The organism is Rossellomorea vietnamensis, from assembly GCF_025398035.1.
Taxonomy (GTDB): Bacteria; Bacillota; Bacilli; order Bacillales; family Bacillaceae_B; genus Rossellomorea; species Rossellomorea vietnamensis_B.
In genome coordinates this window covers 293,786-311,822 of the sequence record NZ_CP104558.1, presented here as the reverse complement: position 1 = coordinate 311,822, position 18,037 = coordinate 293,786, and the positions used below count along the sequence as shown (strand labels likewise).

Below are 18,037 nucleotides of genomic sequence, written 5' to 3'. Positions count from 1 at the left end.
ATGGATGGGTTACTTAAACCCATCCATCCGGTGTTTCGATTGAGTAGCCAGAGAAGCAAGGACATACATAAAAAAGGAGATGATAATGGGAAAGATGACCGTATTCATATCTAAATAGTTTGGTGCAAAACTATGAAATAAAATATACGCCACCAATCCTGAAACCATGGAAGCAAGCGCACCAGCACTATTTCCCTTTTTCCAGTATAGCCCGAGTACAATTGGCCAGATAAAGACTGCTTCAAGACCTCCGAAAGAAAATAAATTAAGCCAGATAATCAATTCAGGCGGGCTTAATGCCATGAGAAAAACCAGTATACCTGTCAGACTCGTCACCCAGAAGCTGATTGTCTTGATCTGTTTCTCTTTTGCATCTTTATTGATGAAGTTCATATAAACATCTTTCACAATGGCTGATGATACGATCAACAGCAACGAATCCACCGTCGACATGATGGCTGCCATGGGAGCTGCCAGAACAATTCCCGCAAGCCACGGAGGAAGCACCTCAAGCGCAAGGAGCGGCATGACTTTGTCCGCCACTTCGATTCCCGGGAGGACCACTCTTGCCAGAACTCCGATGAGATGCATGCCAAGCATGATCGAACCCACGACGATTGTGCCGATAATCAGGGCCCTGTGCAGAGAACGGGAATTTTTATAGCTCATGGCCCTTACGGCTACTTGGGGAAGTCCAACGACCCCCACTCCCACTAAGATCCAGAAAGACGAGATATACTTTGCGCTCAGCTCACCGTTCGGCCCATGGGGACTTAGTAAATTGGGATTTTCAGCTTGCAATTCCATCATGATCTTTTCCATGCCGCCACCTGCCATGATCGTAGCAATCAACAGGATCAATGTCCCTCCAAGCATGACAACTCCCTGGATCGCATCTGTGATGGCTACGGCGCGGAAACCGCCGATCGTAACATACACGAGGACGGAGATAGCAAACAGGAATAGAGCGGTTTCATAGCTCAATCCCGTTAATGATTCGATTAAACGTGCCCCTCCTACCCACTGGGCTATCATGGCAGAGAATAAGAACAAGATGATACTGATGGCCGAAAGGACCGTTATCTTATTGCTTCCATATCTCCCCTGTAAATAATCGATCAATGTAACGGCTTTATACTTCCTTGACATAATGGCAAACTTCTTACCGAGTATAAGAAGAACAAAATATCCTGTCACAACCTGGCTCATGGCAAGGAGCACCCATGATAGCCCATATGTATATGCAGCACCCGGACCACCGATGAAGCTGCTGGCACTGCCGTATGTAGCAATCATCGTCATGGCGAGGATAAATCCTCCGAGTTGTCGGCTGCCGAGGAAATATTCCTGTACAAACGAATCTGATTTGCTTACGGTTTTAGCGGTATAAATCCCCACTATGAAAATCAAAATCAAAAAGGCAAACAAGGGAATCATTGCCATACTATTCATGACCATCCTCCTCTTCGCCAAACGGAATATCTGTCAAAAGGTATTTCACCACTATAATCACTAAAAATACCATAAGAAGAAATCCCACGATACAGCTGTAGAAGAACCATGCCGGCATCCCCAAGATCCAATCGTAATCTGATACAGGCTGCCCGCCGAGTCCAAATGCAAATCCATACCACCACAAAAAATTTATAAGAACGAGTGCAACACCAATTAATGCTTCGTGGTTGGCGATCCGAAACCGTCTATCATCCTTATGATTCACTTCCTATTATCCCTCCCCGTAAATAAACATCCTTTAACAATTTACGACATGATGATATGAAATGCAAGAAAAAGACAGGCCTGAAGCATCCGCTTCAGGCCTGTCTTTTTGAACTAATAAAAGGGGGTAATCATGAACCATTCTCTCTATCTGAAAGAGGGGGAACTCTTTTGTTTAATGAGAATGATTTTCAATATCATTGTAATCTCTCTAAAATTAAAAGTCAACACAAAAGTTAATCTCACTAAAGGAAAAATTTGGTGAACAAAAATAAGAATTGTGGTAAAATTCTAAAATGTACTCACATGTTTTAAGAGAGAGAATGAGGGGGAATGACTGTGAGAGCAAAATTAAAAACATTTGGAATACCAATTGTGTTCATTCTATTATTGATTGGTGCACTTTTCTTTCACCAGCTTCTGAACGTAAAACAACAACCGGATCCCGATTGGAGCAGATCGATCCCTTTGGGCTATTCATCTGAGGAACGTCCGCTTGTCTTCTATAACGAAGAGGGACTATTCTTAGCAAGCAATGGAAAGGTAGATCAATTTTCATTCGATGAATCACTTAATCCAAATAAAGAAGGTTCATTGAATATAAGCGTGACAAGGGGCAAGCCATTTTGGACGGACGGAAATAAGGTCTTACAAGTGAAGGGTGATCAGCTCATTTCATCCGACGACACCGGAGACAAGACCATCGAAGATAACGTAACGGGAATCAGCACTTCATCAAACACAATCTATTACTGGAAACAAGAAGTCCTGTACTCTCTTTCTCCAGCTGATCTTTCCAGCAAGGAAGTTTACCGATTCCCAGATGAAGTCCTTGAAGCCTATGTCGAAAACGACGGAAGTGCCGTCGTACAAATAAGGCAGGATGATACTCATGCCCATCTTTACTACTTAGATGAAGAATTACAATTGGTGAAGCAGCCATTTGCCGTGGTCAAAACAGCGACGAATCATCATATCAACGGGTTGTCCTTCTTAAAAGAAAACAATCAATTAACACTTTTGTACAATGAAGAAATGCGCGCACAAGGGACATTATCCTATAAGATATGGAAATTGGAAACACCCATGAGCGATATAGGAACGTCGATCATAAAGCCTGCCCAGATTGCATTTACGAATGACCAATCAGGCTTCAAATTGGAAAGTCCGAGGTCCGTAAAGTTTGCAGACATCGATGGAAAGCCGTCGATCCTCTTCACATCCGAGAGTCACAAAGTAGGGGGACAAAATACCATCAGTCTTTACGTTGCACCTTTCAGTGAATCCAATCAGTTTGTGGCTACACCTGTCAGTACAAGCAAGCATTTTACCTATTCACCGCTTCAGATATCCGATCAAAATATCGCCTGGCTTGATTATGGCGGTGATTATTATGAATTGTTCGGCGCCTCACAGGATGAGAAAGCCATTGTCAAAAGTACGGAATGGTCGAAACGAAGCGTAAAGGAAGCCTTGAACAATTCGGTTCTCATGCTGTTCAGCAGTTTGGTCACTATTTTGGTTTCGTTTTATTGGGTACTTCCTTCCCTGTTTGTCTTGATCCTTCTTTATATGTTCAAACCGAATATGTTTGAAAAAGAAGAAATCAACTGGGTGGAATATGCTTCGATCATTCTATTCATCCTTATGCCACTGACATTCGTCAGTAAAGCGATGGGAGATTATTTCTATTTTTCAGCTCCCGGCTATCTCACATTTTCGGGAAGTGAGTATGTATTATTAGTGATCATCAGCATCCTTACTGCCCTGCTTTGGAAAGTGGGCAGAGATCCGGACTGGGGTACATTCGGAGGAGTATTTTATTTCATGGGAATCTATATTCTTCTATACGTCACTTCCATCGGACCGTATATCTTTAATTTGTTTTAATACAAAAACGCTCAGGTCTCCTGAGCGTTTTTTACATGCATGTCTTCATCTTCTCTCCAATGCTTGCGTTTGTAGAAATACATATAGATCGTGATGCAAAGGGTAAGCCAGGCACCTCCTGCCGTGAATCCGCCAATGATGTCACTTGGATAATGAACACCAAGGTATATCCTGCTCAATCCAATCAGTAGGACAAGCATGGAGACCAAGATCACACTAGCCCATTTATACCGTTTACGATCCAGGGCACGGAACAGGATGAATGCCAGTGAACCATAAAATATGAATGAGCTCATGGAATGACCACTGGGAAAACTGTAGCCCCCCTGTTGGATCAATGCTTCAATATCGGGCCGGTCCCGTTTAAATATCCATTTTAGAAGCCCATTGAACCCCGCACCTGTCAGGATGGTGATCGCTACAAACAAAGCAAGTGGATATTTCTTCATAAACAGAAGGATGACGACTGCACACCCGGTAAAGATGGTGATACCTTTTATTCCACCTAAAAAAGTGATGACCGTCATGATTTCCGTTAATTTAGGTGAAATCGTCCCTCTGACGATGTCGAATACCCCATTATCAAATTGAGCGATCTCATTTTCTTTCCATTCTTCCACGATCGATACAAATCCCCAGGTGAATACAATCAAACACAACAGGGATACAACGACAAAGACGCCTTGTTCAATATGTTTCTCCTTCAAGACTTCTCCCTCTCTCCTGACTCACGCCTTCTACTGAGCTTTTTTCTTAGAAGTCGTTTTCTTTTTAGTTGGTTTCTTTGCCTTTTTGGGCTTGGACGAATCGATGGATGCCTGTAGGGCTGCCATAAGATCCGTTACATTTTCTTTCGGTTCTCTTTCTTTGGATGTGACCACTTTTTCCCCTGTTTGTTTCGATTCTATCAATTGACTTAAGCGTTCACGATACTGATCTTTATAGTTCTCAGGCTGGAATTCCGTCGTCAGTTGATCGATGAGCATGGTAGCCGTCTCCAGTTCTTTTTCGCTGATTTCATCTCCTTCAGGCACATTGGGGACATCGCCGGTTCCTCTTACCTCATCGGGATAGTGAATGGTTTCCATGACGAGTGTATGCTCGTATACACGAACGATGGAAAGCTGCTCCTTCGACCGCATCGTGATTTTGGCAATTCCTACTTTCCCTGACTCCTGTAGGGCTTTTCTCAAAAGGGAATAGGCTTTTTTTCCGCCGTCGTTCGGTGAAACAAAATAACTTCGATCAAAGAAAATCGGGTCGATTTCCTCCATCTTAATAAAATCGACAATCTCTACAGCCTTATCACCACTTGCTTCCTTCAGCTCTTTCAATTCCTCATCTTCAAGGACGACAAACTTACCTTTCGTCACTTCATAACCTTTCACGATATCGGCTTGATCCAGTTCCTTTTCACAAGCGGGACATACTTTTTCGTATTTAATGGGTGTATGACATTCTTTATGAAGTGAACGGAGTTTGATATCCCGGTCTTCTGTAGCAGAATGAAGTTTAATGGGGATGTTCACCAGTCCAAAGCTGATGGACCCTTTCCAAATTGTATGCATATCTTTCAATACCCTCCTTTACATAAACTAATCCCTTATCCATATCATTTAGTTCCTCCACTTTCTTCATCCCTTTAAACATCTGGAAATATTCCGGGTCCAAAGCGGACAGACTATTACTTAAAACTAGGTGAAACAAATGAAACCGATGCTACCAACTTTACGATATGAACTTCCTTCAGGTGAGGACTGGCTATATGAAGTGAAATATGATGGCTTCCGTGGCATTTTATCTGTTCAATCCCCTGATCAAATCAGCTTGCAAAGCCGAAATGGGAAAGAACTTCTGAGTCACTTCCCTGAGATAAAGAAGCAAATTCAACAATTACTGAATGAACGTGCATTCCCCCTCCCACTCATATTGGATGGAGAGGTTGCATTATTGCGCTCCTCCTTCAGCACCGAGTTCCAGGAACTTCAGGTTAGGGGTAGGATGCGGAATGATCATAAAATCATGCAAGCCGCTGCCAGTAGACCTGTTGCATTCCTGGTATTTGATTTACTTCAGCTTGAAAAGAAATTATTTATCGAGGAACCCTATCTCACGAGAAAAGAAAAACTGAAAGAAGTGTTCACCTTCCTTCATTTACCAGTGGAACCTGCTCCTTCACACCCTTTGACTCTGCAAATGGTTCCTTATTACAAAAACCCTGAGAGAGTGTGGAAGCTTGTTGAAAATGAAGAAGGGGAAGGGGTTGTCGCAAAGAGGGCCCGGAGTAAATGGGACGCGGGGAAACGGAGTGCTGACTGGATCAAATGTAAGAACTGGAAACATTGCCAGTGCTTTATCACCGCCCTGGATGATACGAATGATTATTTCCACATCGGCGTATACGAGAAAGGACAAATCATCCCGATCGGCTTATTTCATTTCGGTCTTTCTGCTGAGGAAAAAAGAACCCTGAAAACGACAATAAAGCAAAACAGTACAGGAAAGAACAATTCTCTTTATTCCATAGATCCTGCCATCACCGTAGAAATAGTGTATCTGAACTGGCAGGAAGGAAAGCTTCGGGAACCCCATTTTAAACAATTCCTTTTTACCACTCCACCGGAAGCGTGCACACTTGAGCAATTTATGTTGGACGAAGCCTCCCTTCCAAGAGAGGTTGACATCACTCACCCGGAAAAGACATTGTTTCGGGAGGTTTCCATCACGAAACTGGATTATATCCGTTTCCTCCGAAAGATGTCTGTGGTGATTTTGCCGTTTTTAACGAACAGGCCCTTAACCTGCATTCGATTTCCCCACGGGGTTTTCGGTGAATCCTTTTACCAAAAAAACACTCCTGATTATTCTCCTGCTTTTGTTGAAACATACAAAGAGGATCATATTCACTACACCATGTGCAATAACCTGGAAACATTGATATGGCTTGGAAACCAATTGGCACTTGAATTTCATGTCCCCTTTCAGAAAGCAGGGGAAGAATTCGTCAATGAGGTCGTTTTCGACTTAGATCCACCAAGCCGCGATCATTTTTCGCTGGCCGTTAAAGCGGCCACCATCATGAAAGGATTATTTGACGGGCTGAACCTCAAAAGCTTTGTCAAAACATCGGGAAATAAGGGGCTTCAAGTGTATATTCCCCTCCCTCCAGGATATACGTGGGAAGACACAGGCTTATTTACAGAATTCATTGCTCACTACCTTGTAAGCAATGATCCGGGGGACTTCACGACCGAGCGGTTAAAGAAGAACCGCAAAGGCCGACTGTACGTGGATTATATTCAACACGGTGAAGGTAAAACCATCATCGCCCCCTATTCATTGAGGGGGAATGAAGACGCTTTGGTCGCCACACCACTATGGTGGGAAGAAGTGAATGAAGATCTCAATCCTGAAATGTTTACCACTGACGCAGTCTTAAGAAGATTTCAGGAGAAAGGCTGCCCCTTTACTGGTTTCGACCAGGCGAAAGCATCTCAGCCATTTGACAAAGTCATTTATTTTTTGAAAAAGCAGGCCAAGACAAATAAAAAGGGTACCCCGAAATCATAGGGGCACCCTCTTTGGTTATCCATTGTTAATCTATGCGCTCATGAACACTTTGCTTTCGACGATTGACTTGGCATGGTTCTGTAAGTGCTCATACATGGCCTCTTCAGTGAATTCCTGTCTTGACACTTCATGATACTGCTCGGGATTGGAAAGAGACAATTCTAATTGAGATTGATAAAGATACGTTGCATTTCCAATCAACTCCATGTTGTATCGTCCTTCACCCAATTCGTTCACGACGACACGGACTTTCCCACCGTTATTGTATACATCGATCTCCTGGCCGAATTCATTCTGCTGAAGCAGGCATGTTACAAGACTGGAAGCAGACATGGCTGTCCCACATGCATTCGTGAAACCGACCCCTCTTTCATACGTCCGAACATAGATGGATCCTTTTTCCAGAGGATGCACAAAACTGACATTGACTCCATCAGGAAACAGGTTATTGGGTCCATTCACTGTTTCAGCAATGGATTTCTGCTCGTTCGAGAGGATATGCTCTGTGCCGACGACACTGATCAAATGGGGGTTCGGCACTGCCAGGGCAGAAAAGGTCAAGTGATCTGAAATTTCTGGGATGCTTTCATTCACCAACGTGGTACGATCAATGTTCATTGGCAGTTGATCCAGCTGAAAAAGGACAGGGGAAATTTCAACATTATAGGTTGGGATGTTTTCGAAAATGGATTCCTGTGAACACACACGAAGATCCGCCTTCATCGTTTGAACGACGATGGTCTCTTTATCCAGCAGCTCACATACATAGCGACCGACACATCGCAGACCGTTTCCACACATAGATGCCTCTGAACCATCTGCGTTGAAAACCCGCATTCTGGCATCACAATTTTCGCTTGATAATACAAACAAGATCCCATCTGCCCCGAAGGCCGACTTACGATCACATAGGGCCAGGGCAAGATTTTGCCTCTCTTCTTCGGTAAAATCATATCCATTCGTCATTTCATCAATAAGTAAAAAGTCATTTCCGGAGCCATGACATTTTATTAGATTCAAGTCCATCGTGAATCCCTCCACGCTAATTTACTAGTAAACTATTCATAATATTCTTAGCTTGCCACAAACAAGCTCATTACGCAATCCTCTACCCCTCATTTTCAAAAAATAAGGGATGTTCATAGTTGAATTATGTTGGTCATTTCGAGACAATGGAAGTGGTGATGATGATGAAGGAAGAATACCGTTTTCGTTTTCAGGTCCATAAAGTGGAAGAAGCGGGGGATGAATATGAGTCAAGGGATGTGATTGTGTTCGCCCGGATCTTCAACGAAAAAAAAGACCTCGTCCATGAAGGTCTCTTTCGGGTGCGCTTTAATACAATTGGAATCTACCCTTTCCCTGCAGATGTTGGGCGTCAGATTTATTCAAAGCAACTGCAGCGGCTCTTGCTCATGGAATTGAAACGGTATATCAAACCCCAGAGAAAATATCTTACCCCGGGGGATTATAAACCTGTCTGGTAGTATTATGCCATCTCGGTTACTTCATGATTCAAAAGCTCTTCCGTCCACTTGCAGGAATGATGATAACTCTCCATCACTTCCTTTTTGGTTAACTTCAATCCACCTTCACATAATACGCCAGTTCCATCAATTCCCTGAAACAAGGATTCAATTCATTGAATATAAAATCATCCAACTTAATCTTATACCCCGTAGTACGAATCAAACAGAACGTAAGCAAAAGAGGCCCTCACATTGTGAGGGCCTCTTTTGCTTATGTTCGCCTTAATGAATCGAATGAACAAAGAAATTCATCAGAAACAGTGCAGCAATGATATATAGAGGAATGGAAACTTCCCGCGCCTTCCCTGTAGCCAATTTCAATACTGGATACAGAATAAACCCGATGGCGATTCCGTCTGCGATACTGTACGTAAACGGAATCATCGCAATGATGAAAATGGCGGGAAACGCCTCTGTCAGATCACGAAGATCCATATGTCGTATATTTTGAATCATCAATCCGCCGATGATGATGAGAATCGGGGCGATGGCATGATCCGGAATCCACTTTAAATACGGAATGAACAACACAGATCCCAGAAATAATACGCCAGTAGTCAAGCTTGTCAATCCAGTCCGGCCGCCTGCCGTCATGGCTGCTGCACTTTCCACCGTCGAAACTGTCGGACTCGTTCCGAAAAACCCTGAGGTGAATGCGGAAAAAGCATTAGCTTGAAAGGCTTTAGAATATTTATGGGGTTGATCGATCATATCTGTATGACCATGAACGAGACCGATGTTTTCAAATACCAGCACCATCGTGACAGAAAAAACCGCAATCCAAAACGGGATTTTCATAATGGCACTAAATGATATTTGACCGAATACCTGACTGTATTCACTCAGATGGAATGAGCTTGACTGAATGGAAGGCTCAATCCCAAAGATGAATCCCAGCAGTGTACCGAATGCGATACTCCATAAAAATTGACCTTTAACATTACGAATGAAAAGAAAAATCGTCACCAGGAACGTCAGCACCGTGGCCAACACCTTTAGCTCCCCAAAATCACCGATCATGATGATGGCACTGTCCCCTCTTTGAATGAGGCCGCCTTTTTCAAGACCGATAAACATTAAAAACATCCCTAACCCTACAGTAATGGCTTCTTTCAATGTTTTGGGGATGGCTTCCGATAATACTTTGGAAAGCTTTGTAAATGCAATGATCATAAAGAGTATTCCTGAAATCACTATGACAGCTAATGCTTCCTGCCACGAAAGGCCTGACGACTTCACCAGGGTGAATGTAAACATTGCATTAATTCCCATGCCTGGAACCAGAAGAATCGGCGCATTTGCCCAAAAGGCCATCACCAAACACCCAACGAAGGAAGCAAGTATCGTTGCCATGACTGCCCCTTCAAATGGAATTCCAGCTTCAGAAAGAATTAAAGCATTTACAGCGATGATGTAGACAATCGTAAAGTAGCCGATCGCACCTGCCATCATCTCCTGTTTCATCGTGGTACCGTGATCCTTTAACTGAAAAATACCTCCACGTGCTTTCATATAATCTTCCTATAAAACTGCCCTCTCCCTACCCGCTCGTCCCTTCATAAAGGGGAGCCACAAAATACTATTCTAGCAAAAGGTCTGACGTTTGCCAATATGTATTTTGGTGGGTGTGTGACGAGGTTAGTGTATGTTTCTTAGGGATCGGATTGATAAGTTGAAGAATTCAACGGCTATTGGGGTTGCATGCATTCCCATTTTTGTGGAAAATCCGGCCGGAATGTTTGGAAATCCAGCGGCTTTTGGAAGAAATTCGGCCGTTTTCTGGAATAATCAAGCCAAAATCACCAGGAATTCAGCCGTTTTGATGAAAAATTCAGCCATTATACAAATAATACCAATTTACCTAATCGGTACTACAGACTCTGTAATTTGGAACCCGGCCGAAAAATGAAAGATACAGCCAAATTAGAAAAAAACCCCATTTCATACCCCTCACTTACAGGAAGACTCATATCCAAAAGCCCCTTTAAAGGTCCGTCCCTCAAAAAAAAGAAGTCTCCCATAGTAGGAGACTTCTCAGACTGTAGACAAACCCCACCTTCACTTTAACCGAAGGTGGGGTTTTCTGATATTTTAAAAGATTTTTCTCCTGTTTCTAGGCTGGACATGGCCCTCGCCATGTCCAGTTTGCCAACTTCTTAAGATTCATGGCAGCGAATGTAAGCATCGCCTGCATTGAAACTTTTTTAAGACCTCTTAAGGTCGTCCAACGCATGCCATGCTTTTCTTTTGCGTCCGCAAAGACCCGTTCGATCGTTTCTTTGCGTTTCGCATATAGAGTTTTATTAAGTTCTGTATGTCTCAAATGTTCTACTTCATCTATGTAATCCTGCCACACATGTCGATGAATCATCTTGGTGTGATTCTTACTTTGTGTACAACGTTCTAACAGAGGACAGTCTTTACATTCCAAAGGATTTGAAGCGTATTGTTTGTACCCGTCTCTTGTGGTAGTACGGTAAGGTAAAATTTGTCCTTCGGGACAAAGATAGGAGTCAAAATATTCATCGTAAACGTATTCGTATTTCCTAAGATATCCGTCTTTCGTTCTCGGCCGTGTATAAGGCATAACGGGTCTGATTTCTTGGTCCATGAGGAATTTAGCGATGTGGGGTGTTTTATATCCTGCATCAACAGCGACAGAACTGGGCTTACCGACTTTATCCGTGACTTGAGTGACGAGCTTGTCCAACATCCGACTATCGTGAACATTTCCTCCCGTGACAAGAGATCCTAAGATAAAACCCCGGGAGTCGCTTGCCGTATGAAAAGAATACGCAAACAGCTTTTCGCGCTCATCTTTTACGTAATACCCACTTTCAGGGTCTGTCGTGCTGACCTTTATTTCTTTTGACTCTTCTTTATTCTGTGGGGGGAAGGGCTTTTTTCCGTGTTCCTCTCGGTCAATGTTGATCTCTTTATCCAGCTGATCCTGATACGTTCTAGTTTCGACTCGGGCTATTTTCTTTTCGAATTTCTTCTTATTCGCATTCGCTTTTACATGAGTAGAATCTATAAATGCAACGGATGGATCCACCAATCCTTTGGTCATCACTTCTTTCAAAATGCGGTAGAAAATTTGTTCAAAGAGATCCGTATCGTGGAAGCGCCTAACGTAGTTTTTACCGAAGGTTGAAAAGTGAGGGATTTTCTCTTTGAACGAATACCCAATAAACCATCGATAAGCAACGTTGGTTTCGATTTCTTTGATGGTTTGACGCATGGAGCGTATGCCAAAGAGGTATTGGGTAAAGACCATTTTAATGAGAACAACGGGATCAATACCAGGCCGCCCATTGTCTAAACAATATTTATCTTCTACTAAGTCATAAATAAATTCAAAATCAATCGCTTGTTCAACTTTCCTAACTAGATGATCCTCAGGAACAAGTTCATCTAGCGCAACCATTTCAATTTGATTTCTTCCTTCTTTAGTGTGTTTTGATAACATTTTTATCCCCCACAAAAGCTTTATTCCTTTCTATTATACAAAAAAAGCTTGTAGACTTGGTCTAATTCTTAGACTTTGTCTACAAGCTGAGAAGTCTCCCATAGTAGGAGACTTCTCAAAACTATTTTATTTATCGATCTCACGGATTAAATTGGCCATTTCGATGGCTGAAACCGCCGCTTCCCATCCTTTGTTCCCGGCTTTTGTGCCGGCTCTTTCGATTGCCTGTTCGATTGTATCCGTCGTCAAGACCCCGAATATGACGGGTACGTCTTCCTGCAGGCTGAGATTGGCCACTCCTTTCGCAACCTCTCCGCTTACGTATTCAAAATGAGCGGTTGCTCCGCGGATGACCGTTCCCAAAGTTACAACGGCATCATATTTACCAGAACGCGCAAGTTTCTTGGCGATCATGGGAATTTCAAATGCTCCCGGGACCCAAGTGACGGAGACATTCCCTTCTTCAACACCGTGTCGCTTCAAGGCATCTTCCGCTCCGCCAAGCAGCTTGGATGTGATGAATTCATTAAAACGTGAAACGACGATGGCCACTCTTAATCCTGATCCTACTAAATTTCCTTCATAAATGGTTTTCATTGTAAATTCCCCCTAAAATTTTAGTAAATGTCCGAGCTTAGTGTGCTTTGTTTTTAAATACTTTTCATTTTCGAATTTCGCAGGCATCTGGATCGGCACCCGATCAGCGATTTCTAAACCGTATCCGTTGATCCCGGCGATCTTTCGCGGATTATTGGTCAATAGACGCATCTTGGTTATACCTAGATCTCTCAGAATCTGCGCTCCGATTCCATATTCCCTTAAATCGTCACCAAAGCCCAGTTTTTGATTGGCTTCCACAGTGTCATAGCCTTCTTCTTGAAGCTTATAAGCCTTCAGTTTGTTTATTAATCCGATCCCGCGGCCCTCTTGCCTCATATAAAGCAGGACACCTTTTCCTTCTTCTTCAATCTGTGTAAGGGCTGTAGCGAGCTGAGGACCACAATCACACCGATTGGAACCGAAAACATCCCCTGTCAGGCATTCGGAGTGTACACGTACGAGTACATCCTCACCCTCTGACCATTCTCCTTTTACAAGGGCGATATGCTCTTTTCCTGTAAGATTTTCTGTGTAAGCGACCGCTTTGAAGTTTCCAAATTCAGTTGGAAGCTCAATTTCCACTTCCCTTGTCACAAGCATTTCCTTTTTTCTTCTATACCTGATCAAATCTTCTATGGAAATGATCTTTAGATCCCATTTTTCAGCGAGCTTCATTAATTCAGGCACCCTTGCCATCGTTCCATCTTCATTCATGATTTCACAGATGACGCCGGATGGTTGTGCACCTGCAAGAACAGCCAGATCGATGGCTGCTTCTGTATGCCCTGCCCGCTTTAGAACCCCGCCATTTTTGGCGACAAGGGGAAATACATGTCCGGGTCGTTTAAAGTCCTCCGGAACTGAATTCACGTTCAATAATTCCTGTATGGTGGCCGATCTTTCAAATGCACTGATCCCCGTCGTTGCGGATTTATGATCAACTGATATGGTAAAGGCCGTGCCATGGGGGTCTGTATTTGACATGGTCATCGGCGATAGCTTCAATTTGGTTGCTATTTCCTCTGTAATGGGGGCACAAATCAAGCCTCTCCCTTCTTTAGCCATAAAATTAATGACTTCAGGAGTCGCTTTATCTGCCAGGGCAATAAAATCTCCCTCATTTTCACGATTTTCGTCATCCACCACGATAACGACTTTACCTGCCTGTAAATCTTCCAGAGCTTCTTCGATCTTATTAAACATGGGGCAACCCCTCCTCTTAGTCAGCGAACCCGTTTTGAGATAAAAAATCATAGCTGATGCTGCTTGAAGTCCTCTCAGACTGTTCCTTTGCTTCATAGAAACGATGAAAATATTTCGCCATTACATCACATTCAATATTGACAAGGTCCCCTACTTTTTTTCCACCAAGGACCGTATCCCCTCTCGTCTGAGGGATGAGGGAAATCGTAATGGTATTATTTTTTACACCAAACACAGTAAGGGAGGTGCCGTCAATTGCGACCGACCCCTTTATGATGAACAAATGGCCGTGATGTTCCGGGATGGTAATGTCCATATACCATGCATTTTCCACTTTCTCTACTCTCATGATGGTACCCACCCCGTCTACATGGCCGTTGACAAAATGACCGCCGAAACGTCCATCTGCCCTCATGGCCCTTTCCAGGTTCACTTTCGAACCACGGGTAAGGGTCCTTAAGGTGGTCCCTTCAAACGTCTCCGGCATGACATCAACCTGAAACTTGTTGGAGCTGAATGAGGTGACGGTTAAACAAACCCCGTTCACACTGATGCTGTCCCCTATATGGATATCTTCGAGAATGCGGCTCGATGCAATCGTCAGTTCCATGGAAGAGGAAGACTTTGTCATCTGTTCGATCGCTCCAATTTCTTCAATAATTCCAGTAAACATTCTTCTCCCCCTTTCATAAAGGTTCCCGTTTTGGCCGTGCGATAATTTTGATATCCTGTCCTACACGATCCAGGTGTGCAATCTCCATTTCCAATCCTTCTGCAATGGTCGGAAATCCTTTTCCTCCAAAACTCGTGAAGGCAGCATTTCCACCAACAAGCTTTGGTGCCATATACATAACCATTTCCTGAAAGGCCTTTTCCTCTAAGAAAGCAGAATGTACAGAAGAACCACCTTCTACATAAAGGGAAGCAATCTTACGGGAACCAAGTTCTTTCAGAACGGTTCGAATCCCGATTCTCTCATTGGCAAGGGAAACGATTTCACATCCCCGATCGATATAGGGCTTCTTCTGTTCTTCTTTGACCGAACTGCCTGTAAATATGATGGTTCTACTTTCTAGGTCCTCTACGACATGAGAGTGGATCGGTGTACGCAAATAAGTATCTAATATAATTCGAATGGGGTTTTTTCCACCTTGGGGCAGACGGGTGGTAAGGTGTGGGTTGTCTTGAATGACCGTATTGACTCCTACTAATATCGCGTCATGCCTGTGACGATCATAGTGGACATCGGTTCTTGAGGCTTCGGATGTAATCCACTTACTGTCTCCCGAAGCTGATGCGGTTTTTCCATCTAGTGTAACCGCTGTTTTTAGCGTGACATATGGGGTACCATTTTGAATGAAGTGGAAAAAATGCTTATTCAGCTCCCGGGCTTCTTCTTCAAGTTCACCCACCACTACTTCAATGCCTGCATCCCTTAATTGTTGAATGCCACGCCCGGCCACCAGGGGATTGGGATCCCGGGTGGCGATATGGACCTTCTTTACGCCGCTTGAAATCAATGCTTGAGAGCATGGAGGTGTTTTCCCATAGTGGGAACAAGGCTCAAGGGTAACGTAAATGTCGCTTCCTTTCGCTTTATCTCCTGCCATTTTGAGGGCATTGACTTCTGCATGTCCTTCTCCCGCTTTCAGATGAGCACCCATCCCGACAATTTCGCCATTTTTGACCACTACAGATCCTACCACAGGGTTAGGCGATGTCTGGCCAAGGGTTGTCTCTGCCATTGAAATGGCAAGCTTCATATAATGGGTATGATCCAATTGAAGTATCTCCCTTCTATCAACAATACTATACAAAAATAAAGAAACCCCAAGTAACGTTTTACTTGGGGGAAGTTGGCATGACTAAATAAAGCATTCGATCTGATGTTTCAGAAAGGAAAAATAATCCATAAACACTGGTCAGACTCCTATCCTGTCCATCAACTAAATGCTGCCGTTCCTTCTCCCATCCAGACTTTCACTGTCGGCTTTGGAGTTTCACCAAATCCACCGTCTAATATGTATTAGCCGGGTCACGGACTAAGAGCATTTGCTCATCACCGCCGGTAGGGAATTTCACCCTGCCCCGAAGGAAACCTATTCGATTATCATTATTCTATCATAGTTTCATAAATAAAATCATGTAAGAAGAACTAAAATAAGATTTTTGTCCTAATTTTTAGAATACACGGCAATGAAATCATAGGATAAAAAAATGCCTCTATATGATTAGAAGCATGTTTCTTTCATACGTGTAACATTCTTCCTTTGTTAGTGTACCCGAATGACTTGACTATGATGTGAGAAAATAATCACTGTCTACATACCAAAGAAAGATCAGAAGCCAGTCCAGATCATCATTATACGTTTCGTAAAATGATACGTAGCTGTGGTGGGAATCGAACAGCCGTTGAACACTTTGGGGGAGGTACCCTTTTTGTAAGGATAGATAATTTTTTTCTTGATAATTCAAGATCCATCTCTTGTTTCCTTTATAGATGAGGATCGTGTCCCCACCTTCATTCTGCCATTCGATGGCGGTGGCACTTTGATATTTCAGTTGAAACATCATCCTTCTCTCAGGATGATCGATTTTTATGGTTCTGCTCCACTTCGAAAATGACAGCGGAAGTTTATGCTTTCTGTGAAACAAGTATTGTTTTGGGTTATTGATCATGGATGTGCGTTGAATAAAATAGTGGGACCAACCGTTCGTTTTTAAATAATAGGAGCCCTCCTTCGTATGGACCCCTACAAGCGAATGCTCGGAGACAGGCATATTTTCATAATACAGACGGTTTGCCTTCTTAAGTTCCTTTTTCAGGCTATAGCTGAGATATAGATTTGAAAGCGCCGGGATGAAGATCAGCAAGGGGAAATAATATAATTGTTGTGTCACTACAAGCATCCCTACACCAATGAGAAAATACATGACACTTCTAAAAAGCAACGTATATTGTTCATTTTTGTATATTTGATAGAGGTTCATAGAATGCTCGTCCTTTCAAGGAATCTCTATCATATGTATGTGAAAAATCCGTAAAAAGACCATATGTCAGGTAAAGGGGGAAAATGAACAGAACACTCTCTTACAAGTGAGTGGTTCTATTCATCCCTGACGTTCTATGAGTGTACCAGCTTCCCTGATTGGTTCCAATCGACTAACTGCTTCCATTTTGATTCTGCGTCATGATAGCCCTGCCAGTACAATTCGTCCAGTTTTTGAGGATTTTTTTCAATCCGGCTTACTTTGAGTGGATGCTGGGGCTGGATGATCAATACCTCTCCATTTTTTTCTTTTTCTTCTATCTCTTGAATCGTTTGATTATAGCGCATGTAGCGATTCATCAGCGTCTTGTGCAACTCTGGATATTGAGGATATTTTCTTCTCACAAGGAACGAAAATCTTGAAGGCTTTTTATAATATCCCCTATTCCGTGTGAGGATGACCACATTTTTTTTGAATCCGTCCCGCTCTGCTTTTTCAATGGGAACCGGATCGCTTATGCCCCCGTCAAGGAGGTGGCGGGAAGCAAATTCAACAATCGGAGCCACAAATGGAAGAGAGCTTGATGCGCGGATGATCGTGAGAAGGTCCTCTCCATAATCCTTCCTTGAGAAATAGGCCGGCTTTCCTGTATGACAGTCGGTTGTCCCGACTACAAATTCCGTTCGGTTGGAGTGAAAGGCTTTATAATCGAAGGGGACCAATTTATTCGGTATTTCATCAAAGACATAGTCCATCCCGAATAATTCACCCGTTTTCCAGTAGTTCCGCCATGATAAATATTTGGGATCGCGGATGAAATCCACATTCACCTTTTTATTGCGGCCGTTTTGTTTGGACAAATAAGACGCGGCATTGCATGCACCTGCCGATACGCCGATGACATAAGGGAATTCAATTCCCTTCTCCAAGAAAAATTCCAGTGCCCCCGCCGTGTATATTCCTCTCATGCCGCCTCCTTCGAGGACGAGTCCGGTTTCATTCATAATCATCTTCTTGACCACCTGCCTTTTGCTGTAATAGAAATTGCTTTACTTCCAGAGGGGTA

The 18,037-nt window shown here is 43.2% G+C and carries 16 protein-coding genes and 1 riboswitch; of the genes, 3 read left to right on the top strand and 13 right to left on the bottom strand.

What is annotated here, in order from left to right:
* Window positions 1-9 precede the first annotated feature (9 nt).
* Entirely contained in the window at window positions 10-1,452 is a 1,443-nt protein-coding gene (gene panF, locus N5C46_RS01695) for a sodium/pantothenate symporter (RefSeq protein ID WP_261750651.1), read from the bottom strand.
* Window positions 1,445-1,720 (bottom strand): YhdT family protein, encoded by a 276-nt coding sequence (locus N5C46_RS01690; protein WP_261750650.1) that lies wholly within the window; start codon window positions 1,718-1,720, stop codon window positions 1,445-1,447. Before N5C46_RS01690 ends, panF begins: the two co-directional genes overlap by 8 nt.
* A 338-nt stretch (window positions 1,721-2,058) precedes the next feature.
* Between N5C46_RS01690 and N5C46_RS01685 the strand changes: the two genes are divergently transcribed.
* Window positions 2,059-3,609 carry a hypothetical protein gene (locus N5C46_RS01685; protein WP_261750649.1) on the top strand — a complete coding sequence of 517 codons (1,551 nt, stop codon included), beginning with the start codon at window positions 2,059-2,061 and terminating at the stop codon, window positions 3,607-3,609.
* An 11-nt stretch (window positions 3,610-3,620) separates the two neighbouring features.
* Here N5C46_RS01685 and N5C46_RS01680 read toward each other — a convergent pair whose 3' ends face one another.
* Both N5C46_RS01680 and N5C46_RS01675 read right to left on the bottom strand, forming a co-directional pair.
* Window positions 3,621-4,316 (bottom strand): phosphatase PAP2 family protein, encoded by a 696-nt coding sequence (locus tag N5C46_RS01680; RefSeq protein ID WP_261750648.1) that lies wholly within the window; start codon window positions 4,314-4,316, stop codon window positions 3,621-3,623.
* Between the two features lie 30 nt (window positions 4,317-4,346).
* Entirely contained in the window at window positions 4,347-5,177 is an 831-nt protein-coding gene (locus N5C46_RS01675) for a non-homologous end joining protein Ku (RefSeq protein WP_261750647.1), read from the bottom strand.
* A 139-nt stretch (window positions 5,178-5,316) separates the two neighbouring features.
* Here N5C46_RS01675 and N5C46_RS01670 point away from each other — a divergent pair, with 139 nt between their 5' ends.
* Window positions 5,317-7,179: a DNA ligase D gene (locus tag N5C46_RS01670; RefSeq protein WP_261750646.1), complete on the top strand. Its 1,863-nt coding sequence runs from the start codon at window positions 5,317-5,319 to the stop codon at window positions 7,177-7,179.
* A 30-nt stretch (window positions 7,180-7,209) separates the two neighbouring features.
* Here N5C46_RS01670 and dapF read toward each other — a convergent pair whose 3' ends face one another.
* Window positions 7,210-8,205 carry a diaminopimelate epimerase gene (gene dapF, locus N5C46_RS01665; protein WP_261750645.1) on the bottom strand — a complete coding sequence of 332 codons (996 nt, stop codon included), beginning with the start codon at window positions 8,203-8,205 and terminating at the stop codon, window positions 7,210-7,212.
* A 119-nt stretch (window positions 8,206-8,324) separates the two neighbouring features.
* Here dapF and N5C46_RS01660 point away from each other — a divergent pair, with 119 nt between their 5' ends.
* On the top strand, window positions 8,325-8,666 hold the full coding sequence (locus tag N5C46_RS01660) for a hypothetical protein (protein ID WP_261750644.1): 342 nt from the start codon (window positions 8,325-8,327) through the stop codon (window positions 8,664-8,666).
* Window positions 8,667-8,930: 264 nt separating this feature from the next.
* On the opposite strand, the gene N5C46_RS01655 is transcribed toward N5C46_RS01660, so the two are convergent.
* The 8 genes from N5C46_RS01655 to N5C46_RS01620 all read right to left on the bottom strand — a co-directional run bounded on the left by N5C46_RS01655 (window position 8,931) and on the right by N5C46_RS01620 (window position 17,978).
* Window positions 8,931-10,220, bottom strand: coding sequence for an NCS2 family permease (locus tag N5C46_RS01655; RefSeq protein ID WP_261750643.1), 1,290 nt, complete (start codon window positions 10,218-10,220; stop codon window positions 8,931-8,933).
* Between the two features lie 601 nt (window positions 10,221-10,821).
* Window positions 10,822-12,177, bottom strand: a complete 1,356-nt coding sequence (locus N5C46_RS01650; RefSeq protein ID WP_261750642.1) for an IS1182 family transposase — start codon at window positions 12,175-12,177, stop codon at window positions 10,822-10,824.
* A 126-nt stretch (window positions 12,178-12,303) separates the two neighbouring features.
* Entirely contained in the window at window positions 12,304-12,774 is a 471-nt protein-coding gene (gene ribE / locus N5C46_RS01645; protein WP_044336602.1) for a 6,7-dimethyl-8-ribityllumazine synthase, read from the bottom strand.
* A gap of 12 nt (window positions 12,775-12,786) precedes the next feature.
* A complete protein-coding gene (locus N5C46_RS01640) occupies window positions 12,787-13,980 on the bottom strand; it encodes a bifunctional 3,4-dihydroxy-2-butanone-4-phosphate synthase/GTP cyclohydrolase II (RefSeq protein ID WP_261750641.1) in 1,194 nt (397 codons plus the stop codon).
* A gap of 16 nt (window positions 13,981-13,996) precedes the next feature.
* Complete coding sequence (gene ribE / locus N5C46_RS01635; protein ID WP_261750640.1) at window positions 13,997-14,653, bottom strand: riboflavin synthase; 657 nt, start codon at window positions 14,651-14,653, stop codon at window positions 13,997-13,999.
* Between the two features lie 13 nt (window positions 14,654-14,666).
* Entirely contained in the window at window positions 14,667-15,761 is a 1,095-nt protein-coding gene (gene ribD / locus N5C46_RS01630; protein ID WP_420720432.1) for a bifunctional diaminohydroxyphosphoribosylaminopyrimidine deaminase/5-amino-6-(5-phosphoribosylamino)uracil reductase RibD, read from the bottom strand.
* A gap of 175 nt (window positions 15,762-15,936) precedes the next feature.
* A riboswitch (FMN riboswitch) is annotated at window positions 15,937-16,080 on the bottom strand.
* 195 nt (window positions 16,081-16,275) lie between these two features.
* Entirely contained in the window at window positions 16,276-16,971 is a 696-nt protein-coding gene (locus N5C46_RS01625) for a hypothetical protein (protein WP_261750639.1), read from the bottom strand.
* A gap of 134 nt (window positions 16,972-17,105) precedes the next feature.
* On the bottom strand, window positions 17,106-17,978 hold the full coding sequence (locus N5C46_RS01620) for a patatin-like phospholipase family protein (RefSeq protein ID WP_261752250.1): 873 nt from the start codon (window positions 17,976-17,978) through the stop codon (window positions 17,106-17,108).
* Window positions 17,979-18,037: the final 59 nt, after the last annotated feature.